We start from the raw sequence: 16,852 nt of genomic DNA, 5'->3' as shown, positions 1-16,852 counted from the left end.
ATTCATAAAAAATTAAATTTTTCCAGCCCCGCCCCAAAACTTTGACAGAGCGCGGTCGGGGCATACAGGCAGGCATCCGCCTACTGAATCGACCCGGAGTTCACACCAATGTTTCCTCCACCAGCGCCCATACCTGGTCTATGGAAAGCCCCTTGCAGGAGTAGGTCACCAGGGCTCCGTCATCATGGAGGACGGAAAAGCTCACACGGGGGCCGTCGGGATCCCCCTGGTCAGCCAGGGTATAGGCCCTGGCTTCCACTATCTCCCGGCTCATGTCCACTGCCCGGAACACTGGGGAATGGAAGGCGTCGTAGTATTCTTCCGGCACACTGTCCGCCCAGGGGATGGAGTACAGGCGCACATCGTAGGTTTCTGGCCGGGCCGTATCCACCAGATTTCCCCACTCCGAATCTCCCTCGGGCAGCTCCACCCGGATAGTCACATCGTCATATCCCCAGCTCCAACGCAGGTACAGTGTGTGCTCGCTGCCCTCCTGGTAGGTCATCCTGCTGTAGAACTCGTCATAGCCGGAGAGATCTTCCGCAGGAAGATAGGAGACGAAATCCACCTCCTGCCGGGCATCCTCCAGGGAGGAAAATTCCGCCGCCCGCCACTCCGGCACCTCCTCCGCCTTCAGCAGGTGGTCCAGGTACAGGCCGCCGTCCTGGGACAGGGCCTGCCGCACCAGCAGGGCATTGAACATCTGTGCGCCTCCCTGGACCAGCGAGGCGCTCTCTCCATATTCCGAACCAAAAATTCCACCTGAATTTTCAAACCGGACGCCCACCTCTCCGGCCATGAACTCGCTGCAGCAGGTATAAAGGCCGCCTTCTTCTCGGCTCCAGCCGGTGACCGGGGTCCCCATCACATCGGTACTCTCTACATCGGAGTAAAGACCGCACTGGAGGGGCAGCTCCCCCGGCCGCAAGGTCAAGGTAAAAGAACTGTCCGTCTCCTCATTTTCCCCCCAAATATTCAGCCACAGCAGGCTCCCGCTCCTGTCGTACAGGGCCGAGCCAGTGAGTGTGTAGCCCTGCCAAAACAGCATCCAGGGCAGGTCTCCTGAATCGTTTTTTGGGTTTTCTACTTCCGGCTTGCCCTCCGGCCCCCAAAAGGTCCTTTGGATCTGCTCTTTTGTCAGTTCCTGGGAGAAAGAACCCTCTATCAGATACCGGGCCGGGGCGGCGTCCGCCGCCAATTCTCCGTCCACCCTCTGGTAGTTCACATAGGGAATACATGGCAGCATCATTTTTTCTCCGTCAGGCCCCTCTGCCACAGTGAACCCAGACGGGGGTTCCTCCCCAGGGCCGTAGGTGTCTTTGATCCCTGGATAGATGGCGTCGGCAGCCGTCTGTCCCCCTGGCGGGGCTGGTTGGGCCAAATGCCACACGCCCAGTCCCAGGGCCAAGGCACAGCAGGCCGCCAACGCCCCCCACCTGTGTCCCCACCTTGTCCGACTGGGGGCTGCCCGGCCTGTTGACAGACTATTTTCTCCCAGGGCCAGGAGCCGTTTATGGGTTTCCTGGGAAATTTCCTGCCGTTCAAGATACGATTTGTAATATTTCATTCAAATTCTCCCTTTCGTTGTCCGCCTTTGCAGTCCTCTTCTGACTCCAGCAGCTTCTTCAGCCTCTGTCTGGCTCTGGTCAGACGGGAGCGGACTGTGCCCGGCCGCTGTCTGGTCATATGGGCAATCTCCCGAGTGGAGTATCCCGCATAGTAGAAAAGATGGATGACCGTTCGGTCCTCCGGGGGGAGAGAAAACAGCTCCTCCAGCTCTGCCCTCTCCTCCAGGGCGGGGGCGGGCAGCGTGTCCGGCAGGGGGCCCACCCGCCGCCAAGCGAGTCTAAGGCGGCTCTTACAGCCGTTGACCAGCACCCGCATCAGCCAGGCGTCCGGACGATCCAGGTCCGCCGGGGCTTTTTCCAAAAATACCAGAAAGGCATCCTGCACCGCGTCCTCCGCCTCCTGAGAATCACCCAGAATGGCCAGCGCTGCCCGGTACAGGCGGTTTTCGTTGTCTGTGACTAGGGCTTCCCAATCCACCGGCCGGTTGGATATATGGGGCATAGGGCCACCTCCTTTCGTAAATTTAGACGTTTTAACAGGGCATTTTGCTGCACGGCGGTAAAAATATTTGAAAAAAGAGCCGCCCATCGGGCGGCTCCCACACTGTTTTTAAAAGATAATATCCCGGCTGATCTCAGCCAGGGAGTGGACACCGCACATGGCCATGGTGTCCTCCAGCTCTCCCTTCAGCTTCCGCGTCAGCGCCTTGACGCCCTCAATCCCACCGCCGTAGACCGCGGTGACATAGGGCCGGGCCAGAATGACCGCGTCAGCCCCCAGGGCCAGCGCCTTGCACACATCCACGCCAGTGCGGATGCCGCCGTCCACCAGGACTGTCATCTGGCCTTTTACCGCATCCGCAATGGCAGGCAGGACGGCCGCGGTGGCGGGAACTCCATCCAGCACACGTCCTCCATGGTTGGACACCACAATACCAGCGGCGCCCGCCTCCAGGGCTTTTCTGGCTCCCTTGACGGTCATGACACCCTTGATGAGAAAGGGCACGCCCGCATAGTCGATGATCTCTCGAAGCTCTGCCACCGTCTTGGAGCCCGCCGGCGGGGTCAACCCCTTCAGGAAGGGCAGTCCCGCAGCGTCGATGTCCATGGCAAATACTTTGGCGCCGGAGGCCTTGGCGTCATCCAGCTTGGCAAAAATGGTATCCCGGTCCCAGGGCTTGACAGTGGGGATCCCTTTCCCGCCGTTCTGTCCAATGGCCTTGGCGGCCCCGGCAAAGACCTCCGGGTCTGCCCCATCTCCGGTAAAGGCGGCGATCCCCGCCTGGGCACAGCCGGGGACCAGGATGTCGTTGTAGGCCAAGTCGGTGAGCTTGTCCCCGTAGTGGAGCTTGACCGCGCCCACTGGGCCGGCAAAGACAGGCAGCTCATACCTCTGGCCGAAAAAGGTATAGCTAGTGTCTACCGGCTGGTTGACTGTGATGGTATCCATATTCAGACAGATGTCCTGCCATGCCTCGTAGTTTCGGATGGCCACAGTGCCGCTGCCCTTTGCTCCGGGGCCCGGCATGGTATTCTTACAGGCCCGGCCATTGCATACGGGGCAGGCTTTACAGTATGGGCCGCTGCAGGTGCGGGCTGCCTCCAGTATCTCTTGATAGGTCATAAAAAACCCCTCCTCACTTTTCTCTCCCAATCATACCGTTCTCCCGGTCATTCGTCAAGAAAAAGTGGAAGGGGTCCGTAATTACAGGCCGGTCTGGGCCTTGGTCAGCTCCTCTGCGATGTTGAGCACATGGTCGCCAATGCGTTCAAAGTCGGTGAGCAGCTCGGAGTAGAGGATGCATGCCTCCTGGTTGCAGGTGCCCTCCTTCATTCGCTGCAGCTGACCGCGGCGGAAGCTGTCGGTCATATCATCGATCTTCTGCTCCATCTGGGCCACCTCGGACAGCCACTGGGGCTGACCGGCCTGGTAGTGGAGCAGGGCGGAGATGGCCTCCAGAGAGATGTCACGCATAGCACTGATCTCACTCTGGGCTGTTTCGGAGAAGGAGATATTTTTGCCCACCAGCATCCGGGTATAGCCAGCCAGATTGTCCGCGTGGTCGCCAATACGCTCGATGTTGCCAGAGATGGTGAAGAAGCTGCTGACCACAGCGGAGCCTTGCTCGTTGGTTTCAATAGAAATCAGGTGAGACACATAGCGGGAGATCTCCCGGTTCAAAAAGTCGATATACTCCTCCCGCTGCTCCACCTGGACCAGCTGCTCCTGATCCCGGGCCAGTACGGCCCGGAAGCTGTCCGCCACGTTGTCCCGTGCCATGGACAGCATCCGGTTGAGCTCGTTGCGCAGTTGATCGATGACAATGGCAGATACACCCAGGCCGCCCTCTTTGCCTCCGGCTTGGATGGGGGTGAGATAGGCCAGGGTCATGCTCTCCTGGCCTTCGGTCTCCACAGCCTGGTCGGGTAGGATGCGGATAGCCAGCTTGGCCAGATAATTGCCCAGAGGAAGCAGGACCAGGGTAGTCGTGATGTTAAAGACAGTATGGGTCATGGCGATCTGAGCCATGGGGTCAGTGGGGATCAGATGGGACAAGGTCCTGCCCACCTCACCCGGAAGAACTAAGGTGCCTTCTACCACGGCAGCGATAGGAAAGAGAACAAACAGAGTGGTAAAGATCGCGGTGCCAATCAGGTTGAACATCAAGTGGATAAGAGTAGCCCGCTTGGCATTCCGGTTGGTACCGATGGCTGCCAGCACGGCGGTGATACAGGTGCCGATGTTCTGACCGAACAGGACAAAAACTGAGCTGGCATAGCTGATCACGCCGCTGCTGGCCAGAGCCTGGAGGATACCCACCGAGGCGGAGGAGGACTGGATGACGGCAGTAAAGGCCGCGCCGGCCAGGATTCCCAACAGAGGATTAGAGAAGGTGGACATGATACGGATAAAGGGTTCGGAATCCCGCAATGGAGACATGGAGGAGCTCATCATGCCCATTCCGATAAACAACACGCCCAACCCGGCCAGGATCTGGCCGATGTGCTGGAGCTTCGGCTCCTTGATAAAGACCATCAGCACCACGCCCACAAAGGCAAACATAGGGGCCAGCTCACCCACATCCAGGGCAATGAGCAGGCCGGTAACCGTGGTACCAATGTTGGCGCCCATGATGATCCAGACCGCCTGGCCCAGAGTCATCATCCCGGCGTTTACAAAGCCTACCACCATCACTGTGGTAGCGGAGGAGGACTGGATGACAGCGGTGATGGCCGCACCCACCAGCACGCCCAAAAAGCGGTTGGCGGTAAGCCGCTCCAGAATACTCTTCATCCGTGCGCCGGCGGCAGCCTCCAGGCCGGAACTCATCATCTGCATCCCATGCAAAAACAATGCCAAGCCGCCCAGCAGCCCCAATATTTCTGAAATGCCCATCTCTTTCTTCCCTTTCTCTCGCAGCCCTTCCCGGCAAGAAAAAAGACACAGCCCGCGCCTGAATGTTCAGGAGCAGGTCATGCCTCATATCCTCTTCCTCCGCTGATCTGGTACCAGTCGGCTGGCTGCATCATGACGATTTCCTCTTAGTCTTTCAATTTTTGGCAGTATTTATTATAAAATCCCCCGTGTCAACCGTCAACAGATTTAACACAGGTTTAACATTTCTTTACGAAAAAGAGACGCATCCTTTTTGAGTATGCCATAGGCAAGAATTTTCTTGACTTTTTTTGCGGGACCGATATCATGGTATCCATACCATATATCCAAATGGAGGGGGATCTCAGGATGATCCAAGTCATTTTATGGGATATCGACGGCACACTGCTGGATTTCGGCTTGGCAGAGAAGGCGGCGATCCGGGCCTGCTTTATCCGCTTCGGCCTGGGGGAATGCCCTGACGATATGCTGGCCCGATACTCGTCTATCAACCAGAAATATTGGAATGCCCTGGAGCGGGGAGAGTTGACCAAGCCCCAGGTACTGTCCGGCCGCTTCCAGGAGTTTTTCCAGTCAGAGGGCATCGAGTTCTCCGATATCGAGGGGTTTAACCACGCCTATCAGATTCAGCTGGGAGAAACCGTGGTCTTTCGGGATCACGGCTATGAGCTGGTCAGGGACCTGAAGGGCCAGGTCAGGCAGTATGCCGTTACCAATGGCACTGCCGTCGCCCAGCAGCGGAAGCTGGACAAGTCAGGGCTCATCCGGCTGTTTGACGGGGTGTTCATCTCTGAGCAGGTAGGGGCCGAAAAGCCCAGCCCAGATTTTTTCCGGGCGGTATTTAACCATGTCGGCCCCATCGCCCCAGAGGAGGTCCTGATCGTGGGGGATTCTCTGACCAGCGATATTCAGGGGGGCAATAACGCCGGTATTCTGTGCTGCTGGTACGACCCAGAGGACCGCCCTCTGCCCCAGGGACTCACGGTCCACTACCACATCCAGGACTTGAACCAGGTGAGAGAGATTCTGACGTTGTCCCTGTAAAAAAGAGCCGCTCATGGACTCCCATGAGCGGTTCTTCTCTCTGGCTGTTGCGAAAAATCTTACTCGGCCTTCTGGCTCTCCAGATACTCGTCATAGGTGGTCTTCCGGTCGATGAGCTTTCCATCGGCAGTGAAGTCAAAGACTCGGTTACATACCGTTTGGATGAGCTGGTGGTCGTGGGAGGCTACAAGCACGTTGCATTTCACGGCCTCCAGTCCCTTGTTCAGGGCGGCGATGGACTCCAGGTCCAGGTGGTTGGTGGGCTGGTCCAGCAGGAGGACGTTGGCCCCAGAGAGCATCATCCGGGACAGCATACAGCGCACCTTCTCACCGCCGGAGAGGACCTTCACCGGCTTGTATACCTCGTCCCCGGAGAAGAGCATCCGGCCCAGGAAGCCCCGGAGGTACTGCTCCTGGGGATCGGGGGAGAACTGGCGCAGCCACTGGACCAGGTTGTCGTCGTTGTCCTGGAAGTAGGGGGTGTTATCCTTGGGGAAGTAGGAGAAAGTGGCGGTCTGTCCCCACTTCACAGTGCCCTCGTCTGGCTCCATTTCTCCGGCCAGGATCTTGAACAGGGCGGTGTGGGCGTTCTCGTTGTCGCCCACAAAGGCGATCTTGTCCCCGTGGCCTACGATGAAGGACACCTTGTCCAGCACCTTTCCCCCGTCAATGGTCTTGGATACGTCGGTGACAAAGAGGATATCCTTGCCCACCTCTCGGTCGGGAGAGAAGGCCACCCAGGGATAACGGCGGGAAGAGGCAGGCATCTCCTCCACCGTCAGCTTATCCAGCAGCTTCCGTCGTGCGGTGGCCTGCTTGCTTTTGGACTTGTTGGCGGAGAAGCGGGAGATGAAGTCCTGCAGCTCCTTGATCTTCTCCTCGTTGCGCTTGTTTTGATTCTTAATCAGCTGCTGCACCAGCTGGGAGGACTCATACCAGAAGTCGTAGTTGCCCACATACATCTTAATCTTGTTATAGTCGATGTCCACGATGTGGGTACATACAGTGTTCAGGAAATGGCGGTCATGGGATACCACAATAACCGTGCCTTCAAAGTCCAGCAGGAAGTCTTCCAACCAGTTGACCGCGTCAATGTCCAGGTTGTTGGTGGGCTCGTCCATCATCAGCAGATCGGGATTACCAAACAGGGCCTGGGCCAGCAGCACCTTCACCTTCAGCCGGGGGTCCAGAGTGGCCATGTCGTTGTAGTGCAGCTCCGTACCGATACCCAGCCCCTGGAGGATGCGGCTGGCGTCTGATTCCGCCTCCCAGCCCCCCAGCTCGGCGTACTCCTCCTCCAACTGGCAGGCCAGCATACCGTCCTCGTCGGTCATCTCCTCTTTGGCGTAGAGGGCCTCCTTCTCCTTGCCGATGTCGTACAGTCGCTGGTTGCCCATGATTACGGTGTCCATTACGTTGTAGGCGTCATAAGCATTCTGGTCCTGCTTGAGGACAGACATACGGATATTGGGCAGGATATTTACTTCTCCGGATGTGGAGTCCAGTTCACCGGACAGAATCTTGAGAAAGGTAGACTTGCCAGCGCCGTTGGCCCCGATGATGCCATAACAGTTGCCCCGGAGGAATTGCAAGTCCACGTGAGAAAACAGCGGGGTGCCGCTGTAATTCAGGCTTAAATCGGTGACAGTGATCATGTCGTCTTCTGCTCCTTTTCCAAATCGTCAAAATTATCCGTATATCATCTTAACATATGCGCTCCAAAAAAGATAGCACCTTTTTGATCGAAATCGTAGGCTGATTGTGGGGACAACTGTGATACCTGACCGAAAAGGCCTAAAATGCTCTTTTGCCGCCGACGCACACTTTTTTCTCATTGGTCTACCAAATGTCTACCAAAAAAAGCGGGAAAGTGCTGGGAAACAGGGCTTTCCCGCTTTTCCATTTTCTGGGTGTCTACCAGATGTCTACCAAGGGCACTTTTTCTTTGAAAAAGCACCCTTTTTTATTTGCTCTTAGCGGGTTTTCCTCACCTTTTTTGCTGTGCAAGGGGCGTTATACAGGGCTGATGCCATAAAAAGTCCTCAAAGCCTCGAAAAAATGGGGATTTTGTCAGAAAAGTCCCCGAAAAAATTTAAGGAGGAATCCCGAATGAGAAACCTGAAACGGGCTCTTAGCCTGGCTCTGGCTTCCGTCATGGTCATGGGCCTGATGGTAGTCGGCACCGGCGCGAGCTACGTCGATGTGTCTTCCGAGCAGAATCAGGAAGCCATCGAAGTTCTCCAGGCCGTCGGTGTTATGACCGGCGACGAGAACGGCAACTTCAACCCCGACGCCAACGTCACCCGTAATGAGATGGCCGTGGTCATGTCCAACCTGCTGGACTACACCGTGTCCAGCTACAAGGGCACTGCGCCCTTCAGCGACGTGCCCTCCTGGGCCGAGCCCTATGTGGCTGCCTGTTACACCAACGGCATCATCGCCGGCTACGATGCCAAGACCTTCGGCGGCAGCGACTCCGTCACTACTGGCCAGGCCGCTCTGATGCTGCTGAAGGCTCTGGGCTATTTCCAGGAGGCCGGTGACTTCGGCCAGGATTGGCTGGTCGCCACTGTCGCTCAGGGCTCCAAGATTGACCTGTTCGACGGTGTTGACACCGCCGCACGGGACGCTCTGACCCGCAACGAGGTGGCTCAGCTGGTGCTGAACGCCCTGAAGGCCGAGATGGTCGAGATCGTTGACCACGATGTGACCACCGACGGCAAGGGCAATTGGGTCACCAAGGCTGTCTATGACGCCCGGACCAGCACCGACAAGAAGTACGGCAAGATCACCAACGAGAAGGCCGACGGCAACGCCGCCCGCTTCTCCGTCCAGCTGGGTGAGGATCTGTACTCCGGCGACCTGCAGATGAACGACGAGGCCGCTGACGACTTCCAGCGTCCCGCTACCGAGTGGAAGTATGTCAACGACACCATCGGCACCTTCACCGACAAGGCCGACGCCGTCTACACCAAGAAGGTCACCGCCGCCAACATCTACTCCGTGGTGGGCAAGAGCACTGCTGACGACCTGGAGGACGGCACCTACGCTCTGTACAACTACATCGACGGCGAGGGCGGCCAGGTCACTGCCAATATCGGCAACTTCGTTGACAAGAACAACACCACCAAGGTCAACGGCTCCGGCAACGGTATGCTGACCGAGGTCTATGTGGACACCAGCGCCAAGAAGGTCACCATCGTGTCCATCAACACCTATGTGTTCCAGGCTTCCACCGACTATAACACCAGCAAGGAGTCTGTGGATGTGGTTTCCGCCGGCGACACCGAGATCACTCTGGACAACCGCACTCTGGAGCAGGACGACTTTGATGTCAAGGATGTCAAGGCCGACGACTATCTGCTGATCACCGCCGCCAAGCAGGCTAACGGCACCTACGATGTTCAGACCGTGGCCAAGGCTGAGGTCCTGACCGGCTCTGTGGACGGCTATAAGATCCAGGATTCCGTCATCATCGACGGCACCACCTATAAGTACTCCCTGACCACCGCCAAGACCGGCGAGCAGAACACCCAGTACACCGTGGGCCAGACCGCCGCTGTGGTTCTGGACGCCTATGGCTATGTCATCGCTGTGGACGAGGCCGTTGTGTCCTCCAACTATGTGTTCGTTTCTGAGTTCGCTCAGCCCTCCGGCCTGTCCAACGGCAAGGTCGTGGGCCACGCCTACTTCACCGACGGCACCACCGACGATATCACCATCAAGGACCTGATGGGCGACTCCAACAAGGCCAATATGATCCCCGGAGGCGACAAGACTGCCAAGGCCGGCTGGTACACCTACAGCAAGAACAGCAACGATGAGTACAGCCTGTACGCCATCGAGGCTAAGTACAGCACCTCCAAGATTGGCTACGCTCATCCCGGCCAGACCGATGTTGCCTATAACAACGAGGTCAACTTCCTGGCTAACGGTGCTTCCGCCACTGGTCTGAACGGCGCTGCCATCAAGGCCAACAACGACACCATCATCGTGGTGGACGACGGCGACGAGGTCACCTACTACACCGGCGTCAAGAACCTGCCCGATGTCGTTCTGAAGGCTGCTGCCGGCGGCAAGGCTGCTGGTGCTGCTACTGTGAACGCCGTTTACAAGACCAGCAACAGCTACGCTGCCTATGTGTTCATCAATGTCACTGGTTCCTCCTCCATCTCCGGCGGCGAGGACTCCACGATGGTCTACTTCGTGAAGTACGACGGCCAGCACAAGACCACCGACAACGAGATCTACTACACCTACAAGGTACTGGTGGACGGCAAGGAAGAGATCGTCAAGGCTGACAGCCAGGTTCTGGGCACCAGCACTCTCTACTCCGCTTATTACAAGGCCCGCACCAACAGCGACGACGAGATCACTACCATTCTGCCCATGCCCACTGGCGCTGGCGAGAAGTTCATCGCCGCTGACGGTGTGAGCAATGGCCTGTCTTACAGCGCCGGCACCCTGACTGTTGGCTCCAAGGGCTACACCCTGGCTGACAACTGCAAGATCACTCTGGTGGTCCTGAAGTCCGCCAACGCGATGAACAAGGACAAGAGCGCCGATTACGAGGCCCAGATCGTCACCGCCAAGGAGCTGAGCGACCGGGTCAAGGACTACAATGTGACTTACAACTACGAGCTGAAGGCCACTGAGAAGAACGGCTCCGAGCTGGAAGAGCTGTATGTCACTGTGACCGCCGCTACTGGGCGTCCCACCTCTGTTCCTTCCATCAGCAATGTTACTGTGAACGGTAATGCCGTAACTGGCTATGCCACCATCGCTGACGCCGTGGCTCACGCTACTGTCCTCGGTACTGGCACCAGCGTCACAGTCAACGCAACCATCGCCAATGCTACTACCTCTGCCTATGATGTAGACGGCGACTATAAGGGTGGCGATTTTGTCGCCGAATACCCCAACACTCCCACTTACACGATTGGTGGTGCTGCCAACGAGGTTATCGTGACCCGCATTACTGCTAGCAATGCTAACGGCAATGCCAATCCTGTATATGTGGCTGTGAAGTCTGCGGATATGAAGACCGTTTCCGTTAAGAATACTTCTTCTACTTCCGCCATTCAGGTCACCATCGGTGATGAAACCAAGGTAGTTGCCAAGGGTGCTACCGAGACCTTCAAGAGTGTTGCCGCTGGCAGCAGCTTTAAGGTAACCTATGAGGCTGAGATGGGCAAGACCGTGGAATTTGACAGTGACAACTCCGCCGGTGCTACCTTTACCAACTTTAATAGCCTCTCCGTGGACAATGTTACCGCCAATGTGACCATTCAGTTCAAGTAAGATTATTACCCGGAAACGGGAATGATCGCATTGAGGTAAATGTTTCAAACAGCCCCGCTCCTTCTGGAGCGGGGCTGCTCCTTTCCCCGTTTTATTTCTCCCCGTACATGGTGATCTTGAACCCGGCCAGAAGGGGATAATCCGGGAAGCTTTTGATCAGGGTCAGCCCCGTGACGCTGCTGAAATAGTGGGGATCTTCAAAATGGCTCCAGCCGCCGGACACGGCCCACCCCTGGAAGGGCCAGTCGCCGCTGTGCCAGGGGTACAGGACGATGTGGGTCTTTCCGTAACCGACCAGCGACAGCAGCTGCTTCCCCCCGTCCAGATAGAGGGAGACCCCCTGCTGATCCCTGACCTTCGGCTCGATCACCAGATGGACCAGCCGCCAGAGGGACCAGTCCACCCCGATCAGGGAAAATTGAAAATTGTCCCCGCCGGTGGACAGCGTGGCCGTCTTCAGTAGGTGGAGCGCATTCTGATCCCTCCATGCCTGTTCGGCCGCCTCCAGCGCCGTCCTGTTTTCCTCCGCCGCCTGCTCCGCGCGCTCTACTCTGGCAGACAGCTCGGTCAGCTGGGCCCGGTCCGCTTTTCCCTCCGCCTCCGCCGCCCATTGATTGAGCTGGAAATATTCCGTGTAACTGCTTGCCATATTCCATCGTCCTTTCTGCGTTTGAAATCTTTTGTTGGGGCGCCGGGTCTTTCCCTCTATCTAACACAAAAAACCGCCCTGGAGTAGGACGGTTTCATACATTTTTTGGAAATTATAAGCGAACTTTATTACTTTCCCCAAAAATCTCCCTGTCCGGGGAGTAACTTCCTTATGTTACCTCTTCTGGCCTTTGTAGATAGCCAGAGGTAACTGAATTGTAGGAAAATTCAACACTATGAATGCCTCCATTATGGAAAAATGGTCCTTGAGCAAATAGGTGGAACCTACTGCGAGCAGGGGACTACTATCTTTTCAATCCTACCATTCCCGAAGTCAATCCGCTCGGCGTGTGGTGGCCGCAGAGCTTGCAGTATATTTGGAAGCACCGCAACGCCATCTACACGGCTTCGTTGTTGGGCGGCAAGCTTCACTACAATTTGACTGAAATAGACCGGCAGGTGAAAGATAGTTTGCCCGTCTGTTGAAACGGATAGCAAAGCGCAAGGGTATTACAGACCAACCCAAAGCGGAGCACCGAATGGAATGGGTCAAATGGATGAGTAGCATCCGTGATCGGGTGACGGAAATTATAAATGGTAAGTTCTATCAATAGAGCCACAAAGGGACACAAGTAAGCCTGTGTCCCTTTGTGTATAAAATTAATAATGCCATTTATGTAGCTATCATTAACTGATTAACTTTTAATACATCCGTATTAGTTCCGACGTGTAGCTCGCCTTAATAACGATTTTGACATCAAAGCTGTAGGCCTGCATACTGCACACATTTATGCCATGAAAACATTCGAAGCATGTAAACATAGGAACAGTAGTATCATTGATGCGTCTCCGACCAGTGCAGTACCTTCAGGTCCAAGCCGTCTACGCAGTCAAAGATCAACTTACGGAGGAAATCGTTGGCGGGAACATAGGGGCCACGGACAAAGGAGGTCTTGAAAATACCGCCCATTTTGAGTACCTCTTTGTGGACGGCCATAGCAATGCCGCCGGGAATGTTACCTAACCGGATGTAGGGCAAATAATGGGAGAATACTGCTTTTGCCTCTGCTTTTTTTCCGGCATTAAAGAGGTCATATACTTTTACCAATACATCGGGGAACTCGCCTGCCGGCATAGTGCCTACAACACCAGCACACAGCTCTTCGTAAAAGAAAGCTGCATTGAGGCCGCCGAAAACGGTAAACTTTCCATTGGCCGCATCGACCAGTTGCTTGGCTTTTTGGAATGTAGGGGGAGCTTCGGCTTTGACATATTGGATATGCTCATATTCAGTAGCCAACTTAATGATGGTATCCACGCTGATATTGACACCGCAGGCACCGGGAGCGTCCTGGATCATAATAGGTGTGGAGACATTTTTGGCGATGCCGGCATAGTATTCATAGACCCGAGTGGCATCAGGTTTGATCATATAAGGAGGCATAATCATCAGCACATCGGCTCCAGATGCCTCGGCCCAATGGCAGCTGCTGATAGCAGTCTCAGTACTGGTGCCTCCGGCGCCAAAGATCAAGGGCACCCGACCAGCATTTTCCTCTGCCACGACTTTAGCAATGAAATCTTTTTCTTCCTGAGTCAGGGCAAAAGCTTCACTAGCGTTGCCGAAGAGTGCGATACCGGTGACACCGGACTCTAAAAGAAAGCGGACTACTTGCCTTAGACTTTCAACATCCACATGATTATTCTCGTCGAACGGTGTAGGCAGAATCGGGCAGATCCCGCTCAACCGTGTTTCCATCTTACTCATCAGAAGTCCCTCAATTCATAGAATAGTATTTTATTTTGTCCTCATCGAACTCGATGCCCAAGCCAGGACCATCGGGCAGCCGTAAATGGCCATTTTCACAGACAATAGGCCGTACTAGGAATTCGTTGGCCACGGGCACGATGCTAGGCTGGTATTCCTGCATGCCATAGAAGTTATACATTGCAGCGTCACAGTGCAGTGTGGCTGCAATACAGCCAGCTTGGCCAACGCTGAGATGAGGTGCTACAGGCCGCCCATAGAGTTCTGCTAGTTCTGCAATGCGCATGAGCTCGGTGATGCCACATCGGCCTACATCGGGCTGCAAAATATCACAGCTCTTTTTGTCCAAGATATCCTTGTACTGCCAGTGAGTCCGATCAGACTCACCCAAGGCAACGGGGATATCCACTGCTGCGGAAAGCTCCGCATATCCATTGAGATCCTCAGGATTGAGTGGGCACTCCAGAAATTCGACATCCAAGTCTTCCAGTTTCCGTGCCAGTTTTACCGCTTGGGCAACAGTGTAGTTCCAGTGGGCATCAATCATCAATTTGTAGTCTGCGCCCAACGCCTTTCGAAGAGCGGTCATGATACGGATATCTTCCTCCATGCCATAGCCAATATGCAGCTTGATGGCCTGGAAACCCTGATCCTTCCAGCTTTGGGCCAATTTGACCTTTTCTTCCAGCCCTTCCACAGGAAGTCCGGAGATATAAGCAGGAATGCTCATCCGGTAGGCACCGCCCAAAAGCTGATAGACAGGCATCTGCGTGACCTTGCCGACAATGTCCCACAGAGCACAGTCAACTGCGGTAATGGCATCAACCATGAAGCCGGAGTAATAACCGCGATCCCGCATCAAATCGTACAGCTCATTCCACAGGACTCTGATGTTAAGAGGATCGGCTCCCAGCAGGACCGGAGTAAATAGAGATCCCACGATCTTACCTGTTACATCGGGTAGCACCGGTGCCAGGGCTTCGCCCCAGCCAGAAATGCCGGTATCCGTTGTGAGCTTCACATAGACGGTCTCCATATTTTTGGAGTAAGGACACCGGTACTCAGGGCGGAGATAATAGTCATAGGGAGAATCAAGCCCGGAGCTGTTACCCAGATAAACGTGTTCTTTTTTGATCTTCAAAGGGAATACTTCGATTTTTTCAATCACCATTTACAATCACTCCATTTTCGGGGGCCTTCCAGTTTTTAGACCGAATTTTATTCAGGGCCAGAAGCGCCACAGTAACCGTCAGACAGGTAAGGGTAACAGGCAAATCTGGGACGACCACAAAGATGATAGAGGCAGCTACCAGCACGATGCGCTGCCAGAATTGGAATGGCATAAAGACACAACCAATGACACCGCCAGCCATGCCAACGATGGCCACCAGGCACAAGAAAATGACCCAAATGGTCTCCAGAATCGTGCCTTCCAAAATCAATGCAGGATTGAAGATGGCAACGTAGGGAATAATAAATGCAGGGAGAGCGATACCAACGGAGAGCCAGCCTGTTTTCATAGGCGACGCCTTGGCGATGCCAGCGGCTGCATAAGCGGAAATGGCCACAGGTGGCGTGATGCCGGAAAAAACACCAAAATACAAAGCAAATAAATGGCTGGCCATGGTGCTACAGCCCATTTTGATCAATGCGGGTACGGCGATAGCCGCTACCATGATGTAGCAAGCGCTGGTAGGGAGGCCCATGCCCAAGATAATGGAGGCGATCATGACCATCGGCAGGATCAACAAGAGATTATTTTTTCCGAAATTGATGATGATACTGGCAAACTTTACACCAATGCCGGTTTCATTGGAGACACCAATCACAATACCGGCAGCTGCACAGGTCACAGCAATCATCACGGCAGACCGGCCTCCGCGAGCCAAGGTGTTAATGATCCCTTTGATATCAATTCGGCCCCGTTTTTCGACAACTAGGATGATCAGGATAGAGAGAATGGAGTACAGGGCGGCTTTATAGGCAGAATAACCCATGAGCATTGTGATGAGGATTACGAAAATGGGGGCGGCTAAATAGCCTTGGTGGATAAGAAGCCATTTCCAGGACTTGGAGTCTTCGTCAGGTTCCAGACCCTTCAGGCCTACCCGAACGGCTTCAAAGTGAACAGCCACGAAGATAGCAATGAAGTAGAGAATGGCGGGGATGGCTGCGATGGCACAGAGACTGATGTAGGAGATGCCAACATATTCAGCAAGCAGAAAAGACGCTGCTCCCATAACAGGAGGCATGATCTGGCCGCCAGTAGAGGCGGCAGCCTCTACGCCGCCTGCAAAAGCCGGGCGGTAGCCAGTCTTTTTCATCAGAGGAATAGTATAGGTCCCGGTAGAGACTACGTTTGCCGTGGAACTACCAGAGATCATACCCATGAGACCGCTGGCAACGACGGCCATCTTGGCTGGGCCGCCCCGGGCTTTGCCGGTAACAGCGTAGGCGATGTCGATAAAGAACTGGCCGGCTCCGGAGTATTCCAAGAATTCTCCGAACAGGGTGAACATAAAGATGTACGTTGCGGAAGCGGCTACAGTGGATCCGAAGATGCCGTTGGTGCCCAGACACATCTGTTCTGCCATACGTGCTACGGTAGTGCCGGTGTGCCGTAACTTACCGCTGAGATAGGGGCCGAAGAAGGCATAAGACAGCGCTACCAGACATACAATTACCATGCCCATACCTGCTACTCGACGGGTGGCCTCCAGTACGGCGATAACCAGGAAAATAGCCACGACATAATCCAACGTGGTAGCGGGAGAGACAAAGGGAATCCGCATCAGCAACCGCGGATAGGCAATTTGGCTTAAATAGACCATGCTGGCCAGAGTGGCTAAAAACCAAACAAAATCAATGACTGTAATTTGGGAAAAGCGGCCCTTTTTGCGCATGGGATAAATAAGGAATGTCAGAGGGAGCAGGAACATAAGATGGGTGGTGCGCATTTTGTATGCTTCTAGAATACCGGTAGCAGACACATACACATGGAAGCAGGAAGCGGCCAATCCGATAATAAAAATGAGTTTGCCCACCCAGTCCATCCAAGATTGCTTGGAGTCAAGCAGTTTTTTGTTCGACATATGTAATACCTCCTAAAATCAATGGGCTGCATAG

At 55.0% G+C, this 16,852-nt stretch carries 13 protein-coding genes; 4 read left to right on the top strand and 9 right to left on the bottom strand.

What is annotated here, in order from left to right; genetic code table 11:
• Positions 1 to 100: 100 nt before the first annotated feature.
• From MCG44_RS01700 to MCG44_RS01685, 4 genes are all read right to left on the bottom strand, one after another.
• Positions 101 to 1,567, bottom strand: coding sequence for a hypothetical protein (locus MCG44_RS01700; RefSeq protein ID WP_240286469.1), 1,467 nt, complete (start codon positions 1,565 to 1,567; stop codon positions 101 to 103).
• The gene (locus tag MCG44_RS01695; protein ID WP_240286467.1) at positions 1,564 to 2,070 is read right to left on the bottom strand and encodes an RNA polymerase sigma factor; all 507 of its coding nucleotides are present in this window, start codon (positions 2,068 to 2,070) and stop codon (positions 1,564 to 1,566) included. Before MCG44_RS01695 ends, MCG44_RS01700 begins: the two co-directional genes overlap by 4 nt.
• 108 nt (positions 2,071 to 2,178) lie before the next feature.
• Positions 2,179 to 3,192, bottom strand: a complete 1,014-nt coding sequence (locus MCG44_RS01690; protein ID WP_147572379.1) for an alpha-hydroxy-acid oxidizing protein — start codon at positions 3,190 to 3,192, stop codon at positions 2,179 to 2,181.
• Positions 3,193 to 3,273: 81 nt separating this feature from the next.
• Positions 3,274 to 4,965 carry a Na/Pi cotransporter family protein gene (locus MCG44_RS01685; protein WP_240286466.1) on the bottom strand — a complete coding sequence of 564 codons (1,692 nt, stop codon included), beginning with the start codon at positions 4,963 to 4,965 and terminating at the stop codon, positions 3,274 to 3,276.
• A gap of 348 nt (positions 4,966 to 5,313) precedes the next feature.
• Here MCG44_RS01685 and MCG44_RS01680 point away from each other — a divergent pair, with 348 nt between their 5' ends.
• A complete protein-coding gene (locus MCG44_RS01680; protein WP_147572377.1) occupies positions 5,314 to 6,009 on the top strand; it encodes a YjjG family noncanonical pyrimidine nucleotidase in 696 nt (231 codons plus the stop codon).
• Positions 6,010 to 6,068: 59 nt separating this feature from the next.
• Here the strand turns inward: MCG44_RS01680 and MCG44_RS01675 are convergent, their stop codons facing one another.
• A complete protein-coding gene (locus tag MCG44_RS01675) occupies positions 6,069 to 7,664 on the bottom strand; it encodes an ABC-F family ATP-binding cassette domain-containing protein (RefSeq protein WP_240286464.1) in 1,596 nt (531 codons plus the stop codon).
• Positions 7,665 to 8,118: 454 nt separating this feature from the next.
• Between MCG44_RS01675 and MCG44_RS01670 the strand changes: the two genes are divergently transcribed.
• Positions 8,119 to 11,310, top strand: coding sequence for an S-layer homology domain-containing protein (locus MCG44_RS01670; protein ID WP_186852891.1), 3,192 nt, complete (start codon positions 8,119 to 8,121; stop codon positions 11,308 to 11,310).
• Between the two features lie 91 nt (positions 11,311 to 11,401).
• Here MCG44_RS01670 and MCG44_RS01665 read toward each other — a convergent pair whose 3' ends face one another.
• Positions 11,402 to 11,959 (bottom strand): hypothetical protein, encoded by a 558-nt coding sequence (locus tag MCG44_RS01665; RefSeq protein ID WP_186852892.1) that lies wholly within the window; start codon positions 11,957 to 11,959, stop codon positions 11,402 to 11,404.
• A 287-nt stretch (positions 11,960 to 12,246) separates the two neighbouring features.
• Here MCG44_RS01665 and MCG44_RS15080 point away from each other — a divergent pair, with 287 nt between their 5' ends.
• Both MCG44_RS15080 and MCG44_RS15075 read left to right on the top strand, forming a co-directional pair.
• Entirely contained in the window at positions 12,247 to 12,444 is a 198-nt protein-coding gene (locus MCG44_RS15080) for a TnpV protein (RefSeq protein WP_412531149.1), read from the top strand.
• Positions 12,441 to 12,572, top strand: coding sequence for a TnpV protein (locus tag MCG44_RS15075; protein WP_412531127.1), 132 nt, complete (start codon positions 12,441 to 12,443; stop codon positions 12,570 to 12,572). The genes MCG44_RS15080 and MCG44_RS15075 overlap by 4 nt, the downstream gene beginning before the upstream one ends.
• Positions 12,573 to 12,793: 221 nt before the next feature.
• On the opposite strand, the gene MCG44_RS01660 is transcribed toward MCG44_RS15075, so the two are convergent.
• From MCG44_RS01660 to MCG44_RS01650, 3 genes are read right to left on the bottom strand one after another with little or no spacing between them, the layout of a single operon-like run.
• Positions 12,794 to 13,726, bottom strand: a complete 933-nt coding sequence (locus MCG44_RS01660; RefSeq protein WP_240286462.1) for a dihydrodipicolinate synthase family protein — start codon at positions 13,724 to 13,726, stop codon at positions 12,794 to 12,796.
• Between the two features lie 10 nt (positions 13,727 to 13,736).
• Positions 13,737 to 14,897 (bottom strand): mandelate racemase/muconate lactonizing enzyme family protein, encoded by a 1,161-nt coding sequence (locus MCG44_RS01655; protein ID WP_240286460.1) that lies wholly within the window; start codon positions 14,895 to 14,897, stop codon positions 13,737 to 13,739.
• The gene (locus MCG44_RS01650) at positions 14,887 to 16,818 is read right to left on the bottom strand and encodes a TRAP transporter permease (protein ID WP_240286457.1); all 1,932 of its coding nucleotides are present in this window, start codon (positions 16,816 to 16,818) and stop codon (positions 14,887 to 14,889) included. Before MCG44_RS01650 ends, MCG44_RS01655 begins: the two co-directional genes overlap by 11 nt.
• Positions 16,819 to 16,852: the final 34 nt, after the last annotated feature.

This window comes from Lawsonibacter sp. OA9 (assembly GCF_022440585.1).
Note: the sequence above shows the minus strand (reverse complement) of the source record. Positions and strands in the feature narration are given on the sequence as shown.